This is a genomic window from Micromonospora sp. NPDC047557 (genome assembly GCF_043205095.1).
In the GTDB taxonomy this organism is placed as follows: Bacteria; Actinomycetota; Actinomycetes; order Mycobacteriales; family Micromonosporaceae; genus Micromonospora.
Genome location: NZ_JBIDDK010000003.1, coordinates 131,039 through 145,164, shown reverse-complemented (window position 1 = coordinate 145,164; position 14,126 = coordinate 131,039). Strand labels below are relative to the sequence as shown.

Sequence of the window (14,126 nt, the reverse complement as noted above, 5' to 3'; positions counted from 1 at the left end):
CGCCTCACCAGGCTCGGGCTGTGGGCGCAGCCGGCGGTGACCGTCGGTAGCCTCCGTCGGGGCGGATGCGACATTGAGCGGTATACCTCAGAGGTATGAATATGACTCTGAGGTATACCGCTCAGAGCCGATGTGACCGGCGACGCCGACGCGCGAGGAACATCCAGCCGAGGAACCGGGCGTGGAGCGCGGGTAGATCAGGGCGCAACCCCAGGTCGTACGCGTCGTCGATCGCGTCGTGCATGCACGCGGCCAGGTAGAACGCCAGGGCGATGGAATGACCGTAGAACTCGGCCACGAGGGCAAGCCGAGCCGGCCCGCACGGCCAGGGCGCGGCGCAGTTGCGACACCGCCACGCCGGGCGCATCGGCAGGTGCGGGCGAGGGCGCGCGATCATCCGACCCGCACCGGGTCTCGCCGGCGTTTGGCTGGCCTGATCGGTGCGACGGGCAGGGCCTGCCACCGCACGCCGGCTCGCCTCACGTACAGCTCGCGCCGCGCCACCGCGTCGGCCGCCGCGTTCAGCTGGTAACCCTCGATCCAGACCCACCCGTCGTACGTGTGCCGCTCGGGCAGCTCGCGGATGACGCGTACGAGGATCGGGCGCAGAAACTGCACGCTCGCCGCAGTGGTCAAGTGGACGAGGTCGCCCGTCATGGTTTCTGCCGTGGCTGGACGCCGAGCGTGGCGCGCGACAGCTTCGTCTCTTCGAGCCACTACTGATCCCGGGCCTACTCCAGACCGAGAACTACGCCCGCGTCGTGATGCGCCTGAACGACCTCATGTCCGCCACAGAGGTCGACCAACAGGTGAGCGCTCGGATGAGCCGACACAAGATCCTCACCGGTGACAGCCCGCGCAGGTGGTGGCCGTGCTAGACGAGTCCACGCTTCACCGCGCCGGCGACGAGCACGCCGGCATCATGGCCGAGCAGGTCGCTCACCTCATCACCGTCGCCGAGTTGCCGCACGTTCACATCCACGTGATCCCGGCGGGCGCTGGCCTCCATATCGGGCTGTCCGGACCGTTCGCGCTGGCGCGAGCCGGCGACGGGGCCTGGGTGGGCACCTCGAAAATCAGCTCGGCGGGATCGCGTTCGACAACGAAGATGGGTTACATACTCTCCAGACGAGGTGGGAGAACGTGAGGAACGAAGCACTCCCGCGCCGACAGTCCAACGAGCTGATGAAGGAAGTGCACAGCCATCATGGACCTCACTAACGCAATCTGGCGCAAGTCCCGGCGCAGCGGTTCGTCTGGGGGCAACTGCGTCGAGGTCGCCGACAACCTGCCCGGTGTAGTCGGTGTGCGGGACAGCAAGGACCCTGCCGGTCCGGCCCTAACCTTCGGCCCGGCGGCCTGGCGGGCGTTCGTCACCCAGGTCGTCACACGGCCGTAAGCAGGGCCAGGCTCGCGAGCGGCGTCCCGCCGGACCACAGCGCAGCAATCGAACACGTCCCAAATCACCGCACTACCGCGCCGGCAGTCCATCGATCTGTTAGAGGAAGTTGAGAGCCATCATGGACCTCAGTAACGCCCGGTGGCGCAAGTCCACCCGCAGCGGCGCTAGCGGCGGCAACTGCGTCGAAGTGGCAAGCAACTTGCCTGGCGTCGTCGGCGTACGGGACAGCAAGGATCCTGCCGGCCCGGCCCTCGCGTTCGGCCCCTCGGCCTGGTGTGCGTTCGTCACCCAGGTCTCCAAACGGCCGCAACCGATGCGAGTCAATGAGAACGCCCGTGGCCGCCGGCCCGAGCGCGACGGTCTACACCGCGTCGGCTGCCGTTTCGAGGTGCCGCGCAACACTCATCAGGTTGAACGCGTGGTAGTAGGCCCGCGAGTCATCGCGCCACATCTCCGGCCGCATCCGCTGCCGGAGCGCCTCGACGGTCGTACTCAACATCTGCCGTTCGGCGGGAAGCAGTGACCCGCCTGCTGCCAGGGATGCAGTGACGCAGGCATCCAAAATGATCGCATCCGGGTCTGTCAGCAGCGCAGACGCCGTACGGCGACGCCAGTACCGCACGGCGTGCAGGGCAGCCTGTCCGGGGGCGCCGTACCAGCAGCGGGGGAATCCGTTCGGATTCGGATCGCTCGGGCGCGGGCTTCGCTGGCCACGGCGCTTGGCGAGCTTCCGCTCGGCGGCGTAGTCGCGGAGATCGGCATGCCAACCTGCACGACTCGCCACAAGAGCATCCAACGCGCGTAGCAACGCCGCCTCGTCGCGTTGAAACGGCCCAGCGATCTCCTCGAGAAAACTCAGCGTGGCGTGGAAGCCGATCGGCCGGTACAGCTGCACGCAAGACCTCAGCGCCGACACCCGGCGCCGGTAGGGCAGCTCGGCGTTGCGCACGTGGCGGGCGTAGGTGCCGAAACTCACCCAACGCACGCTAGACCGGCCGGTCCAGCCTGCCCACCCGACAACCCAGGCGAGAAGGACCGAGGGCTGAGACGTGATCGCGGCTCTGAGCTGGTGGGCGACGGACGAGTCGACCTGTACGCCGGATTCTGTGCGCGGCGCGTACCCCAAAGGGGTTTGCGCCGGCGGCGGCCATCCATCTCGGCCTGCCGTTGCCGGCAGGCTCTAGCGGCCTACCCGCAGACATCGGGCGGGCAGCCCTCAAGCGTCTGCGCCGGGTCGTCATCTTGCGGTGACGCCCTTGCTTGGCCTTGCTCCGGGTGGGGTTTACCGAGCCACCCCGGTCACCCGGGGTGCTGGTGGGCTCTTACCCCACCGTTTCACCCTTACCGTCCCCGTTGGGGTCGGCGGTCTGTTTTCTGTGGCACTGTCCCGCGGGTCGCCCCGGGTTGCCGTTAACAACCACCCTGCCCTGTGGAGTCCGGACGTTCCTCGGCGGCGGGCCGGAGCCCGCCGACGCGACCGCCCGGTCGACTCGTCCGTCGCGCTCTCATCCTAACGACGAGCGTGCCGCCGGTATTGCCACCCCGCCCGAGCAAGATCGCGCAGCTCAAGGGCGGCGGTCCGGCGAATACGCTTCGCGTGGCGGGCGCTAGCCTCGTGGGTCTATGGATCTCTCCCACGCCGCGCTGCTGCTCGCCGCCGGTGTCGCCGCTGGCACGGTCAACGCGGTGGCCGGTGGCGGTTCGCTGATCACCTTCCCGGCGATGATCGCGGTCGGGTTGCCGCCGGTGCCGGCGAACGTAAGCAACTCCGTCGCCGTGTTTCCCGGGTACGTGGCCAGCGTGGCGGGCAGCCGGCAGGACCTGCCGCGGCCTCGGGCGCTGGCCACGCTGGTGCCGACCACCATCGTGGGGACGATCGTCGGGGCGCTGCTGTTGCTGGCCACCCCGGCCCGCGCGTTCGAGCTCGTCGTACCGTTTCTGGTGCTCGGCGCGACCGCGGTCCTGGCCTTCCAGGACCCGCTGCGCCGGTTGGTCGGTCACCCCCGCGACCTGTCGCCACGGCGGCGAACGGTCGCGGTGCAGACGATGGTCGCGCTCGGCGCGGTGTACGGCGGGTACTTCGGCGCGGCGCTCGGGGTGATGCTGGTCGCCGGCCTGGCCCTGGTGCTGGACGCGACGCTGGCGCGGGTGAGCGCCATCAAGAATCTGCTCTCCGCGGTGGTGGGGTGCACGACGCTCGTGGTGTTCGCCCTGTTCGGCCCGGTGAACTGGGCGGCGGTCGCGGTGGTCGCGCCGGTCACGCTGATCGGGGGGTACGCGGGCGCCCGGCTGGTCCGTCGGCTGCCGCCGGTGCTGCTCAAGACGCTGATCGTGGTGTTCGGTACGACGATCGGCCTCTACCTGCTCTGGCGTGCCTTGCACTGAGCGGCGGCAACGCCAAGATCCGCGCAACTTCCGGGATGTTGCTGCCTCAGCGAGCCCGGAGGCAGCAGTTTCCCCGAAAGTGCGCGGATCTTGAAGCGAGCCCAGGGTCAGTACGCCTCGCCGACCGGCTCCTCCGCGGTGTTCTCGGCACTCGCGGCGCTGCGGTTCCAGCGGGACCACAGCACCCGCTCGCCGTAGCCGGCGGCCATCACGTGCGCGAAGGCCAGGTAGACCAGCACACCGACGGCGAGCACCCCGAAGCCGACCCAGAACGGCAGCGACAGCGAGCGCTCGGCGAGCTTGCCGGAGATGATCGGCGCGGGCGCGGCGGCGCCCCAGCGGACCAGGTTGAACGCGCCGGTGGCGAGCCTGCGGTCGCTGGAGCCGAGGCCGAGCGCCAGGTCGGTGAGGTTGGCGTTGGCCAGGCCCATGCAGAGGCCGGCGAGCACGAGCACCACGAGCGCCTCGGCGGTGCTGGTGGAGGTGGCGAAGAGGACCATGCAGACCAGCAGGCCGGCGATGGCCACGCCGACGGTCTGCACCGCGCCGATCCGATGGGCCAGCCGGTGGCCGATCAGCAGGATGCCGGTGGCCAGGCCGAGCCCCCAGCCGGTGAACGCGAGCCCCAGCGGGACGACGTCCAGGCCGAGGAAGAGCGGCGTGTAGCCGAGCACGACGAAGAACACGAAGTTGTACGCGGCGGTCACCACGCAGAGGGCGATGAACGCCGGCCGGCGGTAGGTGGCGAAGATCTGGCCGACGCGTACCGGGGCCTGCCGGTTGGTGGGCTCGCGGAGCTTGCCGGCGGCCACGCCGAGGGCGAGGACCATGAACACGCCGCAGACGAAGAACGGCAGCCGCCAGGAAACCTGGCCGAGCAGGCCGCCGATCAGCGGGCCGACGGCGAAGCCGAGGCCGAGGGCGGTCTCGAACAGACCGACCACCCATTCCCGGTCGACGGCCAGGTTGACCAGGACCACCATGGCGGTGGCGAAGAACATCGCGTTGCCCAGCCCCCAGACGCCGCGTAGCACGGACAGCTGGACGATGTTGTCGCTGAACGAGGCGAGGATGGCGGCCAGCCCGACCACCGAGACGCCGGTGATCAGCACCGGCTTGAAGCCGAACCGGCCGCTGGCGAGCGTCGCCGGGATCATGCCGAGGGCCATGACCGCGATGTACGCGGTGAACAGCAACTCGACCTGCCAGGCGGTGACCCCGATCGCCTCGCCGATGGCCGGCAGGATCGGGTCGACCACGGCGATGCCGGCGATCGCGAGAAAGGCCACCAGTGTGGTGGCGTAGATGGCACTGCGGTTCGGTTCGGAACGCCGATCCACTCCGACTCCTCAATTAGCTGTATCGTACAGGTACTTACGCTGTATCATACAGCTATGAACGACGACCAAGACGCGAGCACCCTCGGCCGGATCGAGACCGAGGTGGCCCTGTTGATGCGCTTCGGCGAGGCCACCCGGCGGGCCACCGGCACCGCCGAGCACCGGGTGCTGGACCGCGCGGCGTACGTCATCCTGCGCCACCTGGCCGACGCCGGGCCGCAGAACGTCTCGGCGCTCGCCGCCCGACTCAACCTGGACGGCTCGACCGTCACCCGTCAGGTGTCCGCGCTCCAACGGGACGGCCTGATCACCCGTACCCCGGACCCGTCCGACGGGCGCGGCACGGTCATCTCCCCCACCCCGGCCGGGCTACAGCGGATGGCCGCCGTGCAGGCCGCCCGCACCCGGCTCTACGGCGACATGCTGGCCGACTGGAGCGCCGAGGACCGGGCCGCCCTGGCGACCCTGCTGGGCCGCCTCAACCAGGCCCTGGTGAACCGCAACCGCCGCCGCCCCTGACCTCCACTCCCGCCCGCCCTACCAGCGCCCACACCCCGCCCGGCGACCCTCTCCGACCGACTGGCTCAGGAGAACGTCCGCCGCGCCCACGTGCGGAAGTCCGTGGTGGGCAGGCTGAGTGCCCGGGTCATCTCCGGACGAGCGGGGCTTCCGTTCTCGTTGATCTGCTCGACCGCGTTGACCATGGCGGGCAGCAGGCCGCGCTCGACGGCCTGCTGCGGGGTGAGCACGGGCGCGGTGATCGTGTGGCCGGTGACCTCAGTGAGGATGGCCGCGACCTCGGTCATGGTGAGCAGGTCGCCGGCGAGTTCGACGTCCAGGCCGTCGAGCTTCCCCGGCTTGGTGAACGCGATGGCCGCGGCTTCGCCGATGTCGTCGACGGCGATCCACGGAATCCGGGTGTTCGCGGCGAAGCCGGTGATGATCGTGCCGCTGGACCAGTCGCCGAAGAGGTAGGACCAGCCGACGAGGTTCTCCATGAAGGTCGAGGGCTTGAGGATGGTCCAGTGCGCGAAGCCACCAGAGCGCACCATCTCGTCGATGGCCTCCTTGCTCTCCCAGTAGTTTCTGTCCCACCGGCCCTCGGCCCAGCCGGGCTGGTTGCGGTGGAAGTCGCCGGCACCCGAGACGCTGCTGTGCACGACGTGCGACACGCCGGCGCGGCGCGCTGCCTCGACGACGTTGCGGCCGCGGCTCACCTCGGCATTGCCCTGCAGGTCCGTCACGTCGGGATACGGGATGGAGAAGAGACCGTCCATCCCGTCCGCCGCGGCGAGCAGCGACTCCACGTCGTCCAGGTCGCCCTTGACCAGTTCGGCGCCCCGATCCCGCAGCGCCTGGGCGCTGTCGGTGCCCAGATCACGGACCAGGGCACGAACCGGAACGCCCCGGTCGAGCAGCGCTCGGGCCGTGGCCCCGCCCTGCTTGCCCGTCGCGCCGATGACGAGAACAGCCATGATGCCTCCCGAGAAACAAGCGGGGTGGTCCCCCACTTCTCGTCGGCTACGATATGGGGGATCACCCCACTTCTGCAAGGCGGACCATGAGAGCGGACGCGCAGCGCAACTACGACCTCATCGTCACGGCGGCCGCCGAGGCGATCGCCCGCGACGGCGCTTACGCCTCGCTGGAGGAGATCGCCCGATCCGCCGGGGTGGGATCGGCGACCCTGCACCGGCACTTCCCCACCCGGTGGTCGCTGCTGCAGGCGGTCTTTCGCGGCTGTGTCCACAACCTGGCAACGCGTGCCGGAGACCTGCTCGCCGCCCCCGACGCCCTCGACGCGCTGACGACCTGGTTGCACGAGGTCACCGCGTACGCCACGACAACCCGCGGCCTCGCGGATTCGCTCCTGAACGAGCCCACCGACGAGACCGATGCCTGCGGCGCGACGCTCGTCGCCGCCGGTGAACCACTGCTCCGCCGAGCCACCGACGAGGGTTCGGTACGGCCCGACGTCACCATGGCCGACCTGATGATCCTCGCCAACGGCATCTCGCTGGCGGCGCAACCAATGGGCGCGGCCAAGGCGGAACACCTGCTGACCCTTGCCCTACGCGGGATCGGCTCAGCGAGCCAACCGCAGCCATGCGCCGCAGAAGCACCGCCACCCCGGTAGACCGACGCGAATCGGTCCGCCGGGGCGGCGGCGCTCGCCCGGGGGCGGACGCGTACGGGTTGTGGGGGTCAGGCGACCGGCTCGCGGGCCGAGTCGGCGTCGCGGTCGACGCCGGGGGTGACGCGGGGGTCGCCCTCGTCGGCGAAGTAGTCGTCCGGCGTGGTGCCGTCGACTCCCTCGGGCGCCTTGGTGGCCCGCAGGATCAGCGTCAACAGGGCGGCGACCGCCAGGTTGACCAGAACGGCCACGATGCCCACGTAGATCGTCTTGGGCGTGTCGAAGCCGAACTTCTCCAGCGGGAACGCCGACCCGCCGAAGTGCTTCCGGGTGGGGCTGGCCACCTGGTACAGCATCCACATGCCGAGCCCCATGCCGGCGACCCAGCCGGCGATCAGGGCGGTCCGGTGGAACCAGCGGCTGTAGAGGCCCAGCGCCACGGCCGGCAGCGTCTGCAGGATGATCACGCCGCCGATGAGCTGGAGGTCGATCGAGAACTGCGGGTCGAGGAACACGATGCAGGCCACGGCCCCGACCTTGACCACCAGCGAGGTGATCTTCGAGACGTTCGCCTCCTGCGCGGCGGTGGCGTCCCGCTTCAGGTACTCCTTGTAGATGTTGCGGGTGAACAGGTTCGCCGCCGCGATCGACATGATCGCCGCTGGCACCAGCGCGCCGATGCCGATGGCGGCGTACGCGACTCCGGCGAACCAGTCCGGGAACTGCTGATCGAACAGCAGCGGCACGATCGTGTTGTTGTCGACGCTGCCCTCCTTCGCTCCCGCCAGCGGCTTCACCCCGGCCGCGATGGCCATGTAGCCGAGCAACGCGATCAGACCGAGCAGCAGGCTGTACGCCGGCAGCGCCGACATGTTGCGCTTGATCACGTCGCGGTTCCGGCTGGCCAGCACGCCGGTGATGCTGTGCGGGTAGAGGAACAGCGCCAGCGCCGAGCCGAACGCCAACGTCACGTACTGCAGCTGGTTGTTGCCGTTGAGCAGGATGCCGTCGTTCGGGTTCGGTGACGCCTGGAACTTCGCGTCCGCCGCGTCGAAGATGTCGCCCCAGCCACCGAGCTTGTACGGCAGGTAGATGACCGCCACCAGGATGACGATGTAGATCAGGCTGTCCTTGACGAACGCGATCAGCGCCGGTGCGCGCAGCCCCGACTGGTAGGTGTACGCCGCCAGGATGGCGAACGCGATGATGATCGGCAGGTGCCGGGCCAGGGTGCTCTCACCCGTGACGCCCATCGTCTTGAGGACCGCCTCGATGCCCACCAGTTGCAGCGCGATGTAGGGCATCGTGGCCACGATGCCGGTGATCGCGATCAGCAGCGCCAGCACCGGCGAGTCGAACCGCGTACGGACGAAGTCGGCAGGGGTGACGAAGCCGTGCCGGTGCGAGACCGACCAGAGCCGGATCAGCACCAGGAAGACCAGCGGGTAGACGACGATCGTGTACGGCACCGCGAAGAACCCGGCCGCCCCGGCTCCGAACATCAGCGCCGGCACCGCCACGAAGGTGTACGCGGTGTAGAGGTCACCGCCGACCAGGAACCAGGTGATCCAGCCGCCGAAGCTGCGCCCGCCCAGGCCCCACTCGTCAAGGTGCGCCATGTCCGTCGGCCGCCGCCACCGCGCGGCCACGAAGCCCATCGCGCTGACCAGCAGGAACAGCAGGGAGAAGACGATGATCTCGGTGAGATGGTCGCGCCACATCAGTGCCCACCCCGCTTCTTGGTCATCTGGTAGACGAACGTCGTCGTGGAGACGCCGAGCAGGATCCAGGCCAGTTGCAGCCAGTAGTAGCGCGGGAACCCGAAGATCCGGGGCGCGTCGCCGTTGAAGAACGCCGGGATCAGCGGCACCACGATGGGGAGAAAGAGCAACCAGTTCCAGGGACTGTGGTCCTTCGCCCGGGTTGGCGCCGTGGTGGGCGCCTCCGGTTCCGGTGCAGGCATCTGACACACCTCCGGGGAGTCGAGGCACTCGATGTAACGGCCGGAGGCTACGACTCTGTGACCGCCGTCACGATCAGCGCGCGGACGGCTCTGCGCCGAACGGCGCACCGGCTGCGCCGAACGGCGCGACAGTTCCGCCGGCGGGCGAGGTGCGACGGGTGCCGGAGGGGCGCGGCTCAGGCGGCGGGCAGGTGCGCGGTGTCGTTGACCGTGCGGACCGCGATGCCGCCGTCGGGCCACAGGTCGAGCACCGAGATGCCGGCCGCGTCCAGGAAGAGCCGGTGCAGGAAGGCGTCGCTGGCGGCGAGGGCGTCGCGCAGCGCCAGCTTGATCGGCGAGACGTGCGAGACGACCACCACGGTCTCCCCGGGGTACGCCGCCGGCAGCGCGTTGACGACCCGGTGGACGCGTTCGGCCACCTGCGTGAACGACTCGCCGCCCGGCGGTGCGATCCGCGGCGAGGCGAGCCAGGCGTCCATCTCCCCCGGCCACTCCTGGCGTACCTCGGCGAAGGTGCGCCCCTCCCACTGCCCGAAGTCGCACTCGATCAGGTCGGTCTCGGTGCGGACCGGCACGTCACCGAGCGCCTTGGCGATCGCCGCGGCGGTGGCCGTACACCGGGACAGGGGTGAGCTGAGCACGGCCGCGACGGACGGGGCCAGCGCGGCCACCCGGGCGCCGGTGGCGCGGGCCTGGGCCCGGCCGCGCTCGGAGAGCGGCACGTCGCCGCGGCCGGAGTAGCGACCCTGCTCGGTGTACGCGGTCTCGCCGTGCCGCACGAGGATCAGGCGGGTGGCCGTGAAGCTCGGGCGGGGCTCCCAGGAGGCCGGCGCGGTGGCCGGGTCGCTGCCCGTCGCGGCGCCCCCGGCCGGGGCGCTGGCCGAGGCCGGTGCGCCGAGGGAGGCCGGCGGCGGGGTGGGTCGGCCGGCGGCGGCGTCCATGGCGGCGTTGGCCAGCGCGTCGGCGTGCCGGTTCTGCTCGCGGGGGATCCAGGTGAAGCGGACCGCGCCGAAGCGACCCACCAGCGTGGCCGCCTGGGCGGCGAGCGGCCGCAGGCCCGGGTGCTTGATCTGCCAGCGGCCGCACATCTGCTCGACCACCAGCTTGGAGTCCATCCGGACGTCCACCTCGGTGGCATCCAGCTCGGCGGCGGCCCGCAGACCGGCGATCAGGCCCTGGTACTCGGCGACGTTGTTGGTCGCCGTACCCAGCGACTCGGAGCGCTCGGCGAGCACCTCGCCGGTCTCCGGGTCGCGCACCACCGCGCCGTAGCCGGCCGGCCCCGGGTTGCCCCGGGACCCGCCGTCGGCCTCGACGACGACCACGCGCGGCGCCACGACCTACAGGCCCGACTCGTTGGTACGGACCATGATCCGGCGGCAGTCCTCGCAGCGGACCACGTCGTCCGGGGCCGCCTTGCGGATGCGGGCCAGGTCGGCGCCGGAGAGGTCCAGCCGGCAGCCGCCGCAGCGGCCGGCGGTGAGCAGCGCCGCGCCCAACCCGGTGTCCTCGCGGATCTTGTCGTAGAGGGTGACCAGCTCGGCCGGGAGGTCGGCCGCGAGCGGCTGCCGGGCCCCCCGCTTGAACTCCTCCTCCTTGGCGATCTCGGCCAGCGCGTCGTCGCGGCGCTGCTCGGTGGCGGCCCGCTTCTCCCGGGTGTCGGCCAGCCGCTGCTCCACGCCGTCCAGCACGCCCTGCGCGGCCTCCCGCTGCTCCATCAGCTCCAGCTCGGCGTCCTCCAGGTCGCCCTGGCGCCGGTTGAGTGAGGCCAGCTCGTGCTGGAGCGCCTCCAGCTCCCGGGCCGGGCCGGTGCCGGCGGCGAGTCGGTTCTGGTCCTTCTCCTTGCGGGCCCGCACCTGCTCGACGTCCTTCTCCAGGCGGGCGATGTCCCGGTCCAGGTCGTCGACCGCGACCTGGGCGCGAACCCGCTCGTCCTCCAGCGACGACAGCTCCCGGGCCAGCGCCTCCAGTTCGGCCCGCTCCGGCAGCGAGCGGCGGCGGTGCGCGAGCTGGGCGAGGTTGGTGTCGATCGCCTGAAGGTCGAGCAGGCGGCGCTGGACCTGGGGGTCAGCCTTCACGGTCGGGCTCCTTGTCGTCCACAACGGGTGCGGCGGCGTGCATGGTCCACGGGTCGGTGTCCAGGTCGGACACCAGCGTCTCGACGCCCGGCGCCTCTCGCAGGAGGGCGGCCAGGTCGTCCAGCCACGGTCGTTCGGTCGCCCAGTGGGCGGCGTCGATCAGGGCGGGACCATCGGCGGCGAGGTGCTCGCTGGCCGGGTGGTGCCGCAGGTCGGAGGTGAGAAACGCGTCCACCCCGGCGGCGGTCGCGGCGCCGAGGAAGCTGTCCCCCGACCCACCGCTGACGGCGAGGGTACGAACCATACGCCCGGGATGCCCCGCGGCGCGAACTCCCCAGGACGTGACGGGAAGCACGGCGGCGGCGTGCCGGGTCAGCTCGGCGAGGGTCATCGGACGGGGCAACTCCCCGATCCGGCCGATGCCCCGGTCGTCGCCGTGGGCGGGAGAGCCGGTCGCCGGCCGCTGCAACGGGCGCAGCCCGGTCAGGCCGAACCGGGCGGCGAGGGCGTCGGAGACGCCGGGGGACGCGACGTCGGCGTTGGTGTGCGCCACGTACAGCGCCACGCCGGCCCGGATCAGCTGGTGGACGATCCGCCCCTTGACGGTCGTCGCGGCGACCGAGGAGACCCCCCGCAGCAGCAGCGGGTGATGCGCGACGATCATGTCCGCGCCGACGGTCAGCGCCTCGGCGACTGTCTCGGGCACCACGTCGACCACGCAGAGCACCCGGCGGATCGGGGCGGTCGGCTCGCCGAGCACCAGGCCGACGCGGTCCCACTCCTCGGCCCAGCTCGGCGGATAGCGCCGTTCCAACTCGGCGACGACGTCTGTCACCGTGGGAGTGGATGCGCTGATGCTCACGGCGGGCCAGCTTACCGGCGCGGGGACCTTCGGGCGGCGACGCCCGGCCCGGCCGCGCCGGTCTGTCGACAGGTGGGAGGCGACCGGCGGGCGCTCAGGCGGCTCGGTACGCGACGGTCCGCAGCGCGGCCAGCGGCATGTGCCAGGGGAACGCGTGCAGATGCTGCTCACCCGTCCCGGGCGGGTGCAGGGCGACCACATGATCACCGAAGAGCACCGTGACGCCCCAGTCGGCGAGCCGGGCAACGCCGGCCCGGAACGCCGGGTGGGCGGCCATCGCGACATTGGTGTACGGCACCGCGACGATCGGAAGGCCCTTGCCCTGCGCCTCGACGAGCAGCCCGAGAGCGAGGGTGTCGGCGATGCCGGCCGCCCACTTGTTGACCGTGTTCACGGTCGCCGGGCAGACGATCATGGCGTCGGCCGGCGGCAGCACGTCCGGGTCACCGGGATTCTTGTAGTGCGTCCGCACCGGGTGGCCGGTCTGTCGGACCAGGGCCGGGCGGTCGACGAACTTGGCGCCGTCCGGCGTGGTGACCACGCAGACGTCCCAGTCATCCGACTGGGCCAGCTCGACCAGACGGCCGACGTGGCGGGCCAGCGGCGAACCGCAGGCGATGACGTAGAGCACCGCACGGTGCTCGCTGGTGTGTGGTGCGCCGGTCATCAAGCCGGCTCCGCGCTCATACCCCTACTCCCATGTGCTCAGCCAACTCCGCTACCGGAGAAGGCGGCGCACCACGTGTGCGACGAAGGACGTCCGACATCACCTCGTGGGCGATCGGCCGGCAGCGGATCTCCGACGGCGCGAGCCGATCGCCGAGCAGCAGCATCTCGCCGGCGTTCGCCACGTCGCCGATCTGGGCGTACCCCCGGGCGATGTCGAGCAGGTGGTGGGCGCGCCGCTCGGGCAGCAACGCGTTGAACGCGGGCTCCACGATGCGCACCTGGTGCACCTCCACCGCGCGGCCCCCGTCACCCAACTCGACGGCTGCGGCGGCCCGGTGCAACTCGACGTTCGTGGGGCCGAACGAGGTCCAGTAGTGGTTGTGGTCGCCGCCGAGCAGGGTGGCGGCCTCCTGCGCGCAGTTGATCAGATCGTCGACGCTTGCCGAGTCGCCGATCCGGGACGCGGCCATGGCTCCCTGCAACAGCAGCATCCCGTAGACCGACAGCCGGGCCGGGGAGACCTCGTTGCTGCCGCCGGGAGCCAGCCGGTTGGCGATCTGGACGTTCAGCTCCAGCGCCGGCCGGGCCCGACCCATGGCGACCAGGGCGTTGCAGACCCGGGTGGTGGCGATGCCGGCCAGCAGCGGGTCGTCGGCCCGCTGGGCCACCGCCATCGACCGGTCGGCGGCCAGCCAGGCCAGCTCGCACTCGCCGAGCTTGCGCAGCACCGACGAGGCGATCTGGTAGACCTGCCCGAGCAGGTGGGCCGCCTCCGGCGCCTGTGCCCCCCCGTAGGCGGCGTCGGCCGCCTGAGCGTCGCGCAGCAGCTTGGGCAGCGCCCGGGTGAGCATCCCGTAGCGGCCGTACTGGTAGGTGAGCCAGGCGTGGTTGACGGCCTTGCGCATGTCGTCCAGCGGAGGCGGGTACGGCACGGCGTCGAAGTAGGCGCTCATCGAGTCGTACCGCTCCAGAGCCGCCCGGATCTCCTGCACCTCGACCTGGTCGATGCAGTTCAGCGCGTCGGTACGCCGCTCCGGGTCACGGCCCAGCAGCAGTTGCACGTCCATCTGCAGGATGTCGGCGATCTCGTAGAGGACGGAGAACTTGTCCAGCCGACGGACGCCCCGCTCGACCTTGTCCACCCAGCTCTTCGACTTGCCCAGACGGTCGGCGAAGACCTGCTGCGACATCTTGCGGCGCCCCCGCCAGTAGGCCACTCGCCGTCCAATGGGTAGCTCGTCCATCTCCCCATCCCTCCCCTGCCGCCGCCACCCATCGGGTGCCGGCGATGTC

The 14,126-nt window shown here is 70.9% G+C and carries 16 protein-coding genes, 1 other RNA gene and 2 pseudogenes; 6 read left to right on the top strand and 13 right to left on the bottom strand.

Annotated elements, in window-relative coordinates; translation table 11 throughout:
- Positions 1-121 precede the first annotated feature (121 nt).
- Positions 122-298: a hypothetical protein gene (locus ACGGAQ_RS11150; RefSeq protein ID WP_393047176.1), complete on the bottom strand. Its 177-nt coding sequence runs from the start codon at positions 296-298 to the stop codon at positions 122-124.
- A gap of 95 nt (positions 299-393) precedes the next feature.
- A complete protein-coding gene (locus ACGGAQ_RS11145) occupies positions 394-657 on the bottom strand; it encodes a hypothetical protein (RefSeq protein WP_393047174.1) in 264 nt (87 codons plus the stop codon).
- Here ACGGAQ_RS11145 and ACGGAQ_RS11140 point away from each other — a divergent pair.
- The 3 genes and pseudogenes from ACGGAQ_RS11140 to ACGGAQ_RS11130 all read left to right on the top strand — a co-directional run.
- A pseudogene (locus tag ACGGAQ_RS11140) lies at positions 645-1,221 on the top strand (DUF5753 domain-containing protein); the annotation flags it as partial. The gene ACGGAQ_RS11145 and the pseudogene ACGGAQ_RS11140 sit on opposite strands and share 13 nt — an antisense overlap.
- On the top strand, positions 1,208-1,399 hold the full coding sequence (locus ACGGAQ_RS11135; RefSeq protein ID WP_393047172.1) for a DUF397 domain-containing protein: 192 nt from the start codon (positions 1,208-1,210) through the stop codon (positions 1,397-1,399). The pseudogene ACGGAQ_RS11140 and the gene ACGGAQ_RS11135, both read left to right, overlap by 14 nt.
- Positions 1,400-1,520: 121 nt before the next feature.
- Positions 1,521-1,706 (top strand): annotated as a pseudogene (locus ACGGAQ_RS11130) (DUF397 domain-containing protein); the annotation flags it as partial.
- A 57-nt stretch (positions 1,707-1,763) separates the two neighbouring features.
- Here ACGGAQ_RS11130 and ACGGAQ_RS11125 read toward each other — a convergent pair.
- Together ACGGAQ_RS11125 and rnpB are read right to left on the bottom strand one after the other, a co-directional pair.
- The gene (locus tag ACGGAQ_RS11125; RefSeq protein ID WP_393047909.1) at positions 1,764-2,378 is read right to left on the bottom strand and encodes a hypothetical protein; all 615 of its coding nucleotides are present in this window, start codon (positions 2,376-2,378) and stop codon (positions 1,764-1,766) included.
- A 101-nt stretch (positions 2,379-2,479) separates the two neighbouring features.
- An RNA gene (gene rnpB / locus ACGGAQ_RS11120) (RNase P RNA component class A) lies at positions 2,480-2,895 on the bottom strand.
- A 130-nt stretch (positions 2,896-3,025) separates the two neighbouring features.
- On the opposite strand from rnpB, the gene ACGGAQ_RS11115 reads away from it, so the two are divergent.
- Positions 3,026-3,787, top strand: a complete 762-nt coding sequence (locus ACGGAQ_RS11115) for a sulfite exporter TauE/SafE family protein (protein ID WP_393047169.1) — start codon at positions 3,026-3,028, stop codon at positions 3,785-3,787.
- A gap of 107 nt (positions 3,788-3,894) precedes the next feature.
- On the opposite strand, the gene ACGGAQ_RS11110 is transcribed toward ACGGAQ_RS11115, so the two are convergent.
- A complete protein-coding gene (locus tag ACGGAQ_RS11110) occupies positions 3,895-5,127 on the bottom strand; it encodes an MFS transporter (RefSeq protein WP_393047166.1) in 1,233 nt (410 codons plus the stop codon).
- A gap of 54 nt (positions 5,128-5,181) precedes the next feature.
- Between ACGGAQ_RS11110 and ACGGAQ_RS11105 the strand changes: the two genes are divergently transcribed.
- On the top strand, positions 5,182-5,646 hold the full coding sequence (locus tag ACGGAQ_RS11105; protein WP_393047163.1) for a MarR family winged helix-turn-helix transcriptional regulator: 465 nt from the start codon (positions 5,182-5,184) through the stop codon (positions 5,644-5,646).
- 65 nt (positions 5,647-5,711) lie between these two features.
- Here ACGGAQ_RS11105 and ACGGAQ_RS11100 read toward each other — a convergent pair whose 3' ends face one another.
- Positions 5,712-6,602, bottom strand: coding sequence for an NmrA/HSCARG family protein (locus tag ACGGAQ_RS11100; RefSeq protein ID WP_393047161.1), 891 nt, complete (start codon positions 6,600-6,602; stop codon positions 5,712-5,714).
- Between the two features lie 86 nt (positions 6,603-6,688).
- On the opposite strand from ACGGAQ_RS11100, the gene ACGGAQ_RS11095 reads away from it, so the two are divergent.
- On the top strand, positions 6,689-7,264 hold the full coding sequence (locus ACGGAQ_RS11095) for a TetR/AcrR family transcriptional regulator (protein ID WP_393047158.1): 576 nt from the start codon (positions 6,689-6,691) through the stop codon (positions 7,262-7,264).
- A 68-nt stretch (positions 7,265-7,332) separates the two neighbouring features.
- On the opposite strand, the gene mctP is transcribed toward ACGGAQ_RS11095, so the two are convergent.
- The 7 genes from mctP to ACGGAQ_RS11060 form a co-directional block, all read right to left on the bottom strand.
- On the bottom strand, positions 7,333-8,982 hold the full coding sequence (gene mctP, locus ACGGAQ_RS11090) for a monocarboxylate uptake permease MctP (RefSeq protein ID WP_393047154.1): 1,650 nt from the start codon (positions 8,980-8,982) through the stop codon (positions 7,333-7,335).
- The gene (locus ACGGAQ_RS11085; protein ID WP_393047151.1) at positions 8,982-9,224 is read right to left on the bottom strand and encodes a DUF3311 domain-containing protein; all 243 of its coding nucleotides are present in this window, start codon (positions 9,222-9,224) and stop codon (positions 8,982-8,984) included. The genes mctP and ACGGAQ_RS11085 overlap by 1 nt, the downstream gene beginning before the upstream one ends.
- 176 nt (positions 9,225-9,400) lie before the next feature.
- Positions 9,401-10,561, bottom strand: coding sequence for a bifunctional RNase H/acid phosphatase (locus ACGGAQ_RS11080; RefSeq protein ID WP_393047148.1), 1,161 nt, complete (start codon positions 10,559-10,561; stop codon positions 9,401-9,403).
- A gap of 3 nt (positions 10,562-10,564) precedes the next feature.
- Positions 10,565-11,302: a zinc ribbon domain-containing protein gene (locus tag ACGGAQ_RS11075; RefSeq protein WP_393047146.1), complete on the bottom strand. Its 738-nt coding sequence runs from the start codon at positions 11,300-11,302 to the stop codon at positions 10,565-10,567.
- A complete protein-coding gene (locus ACGGAQ_RS11070; protein ID WP_393047143.1) occupies positions 11,292-12,164 on the bottom strand; it encodes a Nif3-like dinuclear metal center hexameric protein in 873 nt (290 codons plus the stop codon). The genes ACGGAQ_RS11075 and ACGGAQ_RS11070 overlap by 11 nt, the downstream gene beginning before the upstream one ends.
- Before the next feature lie 94 nt (positions 12,165-12,258).
- Positions 12,259-12,831: a flavoprotein gene (locus ACGGAQ_RS11065; RefSeq protein ID WP_393047141.1), complete on the bottom strand. Its 573-nt coding sequence runs from the start codon at positions 12,829-12,831 to the stop codon at positions 12,259-12,261.
- Between the two features lie 16 nt (positions 12,832-12,847).
- On the bottom strand, positions 12,848-14,077 hold the full coding sequence (locus tag ACGGAQ_RS11060) for a helix-turn-helix domain-containing protein (protein ID WP_355064271.1): 1,230 nt from the start codon (positions 14,075-14,077) through the stop codon (positions 12,848-12,850).
- Positions 14,078-14,126 lie beyond the last annotated feature (49 nt).

Excerpts from the sequence above, each read along its gene's own strand:
- ACGGAQ_RS11065 (WP_393047141.1), bottom strand. The coding sequence starts at position 12,831 with ATGACCGGCGCACCACACACCAGCGAGCACCGTGCGGTGCTCTACGTC.
- ACGGAQ_RS11115 (WP_393047169.1), top strand. The coding sequence starts at position 3,026 with ATGGATCTCTCCCACGCCGCGCTGCTGCTCGCCGCCGGTGTCGCCGCT.
- ACGGAQ_RS11095 (WP_393047158.1), top strand. The coding sequence starts at position 6,689 with ATGAGAGCGGACGCGCAGCGCAACTACGACCTCATCGTCACGGCGGCC.
- ACGGAQ_RS11085 (WP_393047151.1), bottom strand. The coding sequence starts at position 9,224 with ATGCCTGCACCGGAACCGGAGGCGCCCACCACGGCGCCAACCCGGGCG.
- ACGGAQ_RS11060 (WP_355064271.1), bottom strand. The coding sequence starts at position 14,077 with ATGGACGAGCTACCCATTGGACGGCGAGTGGCCTACTGGCGGGGGCGC.
- ACGGAQ_RS11100 (WP_393047161.1), bottom strand. The coding sequence starts at position 6,602 with ATGGCTGTTCTCGTCATCGGCGCGACGGGCAAGCAGGGCGGGGCCACG.
- ACGGAQ_RS11105 (WP_393047163.1), top strand. The coding sequence starts at position 5,182 with ATGAACGACGACCAAGACGCGAGCACCCTCGGCCGGATCGAGACCGAG.
- mctP (WP_393047154.1), bottom strand. The coding sequence starts at position 8,982 with ATGTGGCGCGACCATCTCACCGAGATCATCGTCTTCTCCCTGCTGTTC.
- ACGGAQ_RS11135 (WP_393047172.1), top strand. The coding sequence starts at position 1,208 with ATGGACCTCACTAACGCAATCTGGCGCAAGTCCCGGCGCAGCGGTTCG.
- ACGGAQ_RS11145 (WP_393047174.1), bottom strand. The coding sequence starts at position 657 with ATGACGGGCGACCTCGTCCACTTGACCACTGCGGCGAGCGTGCAGTTT.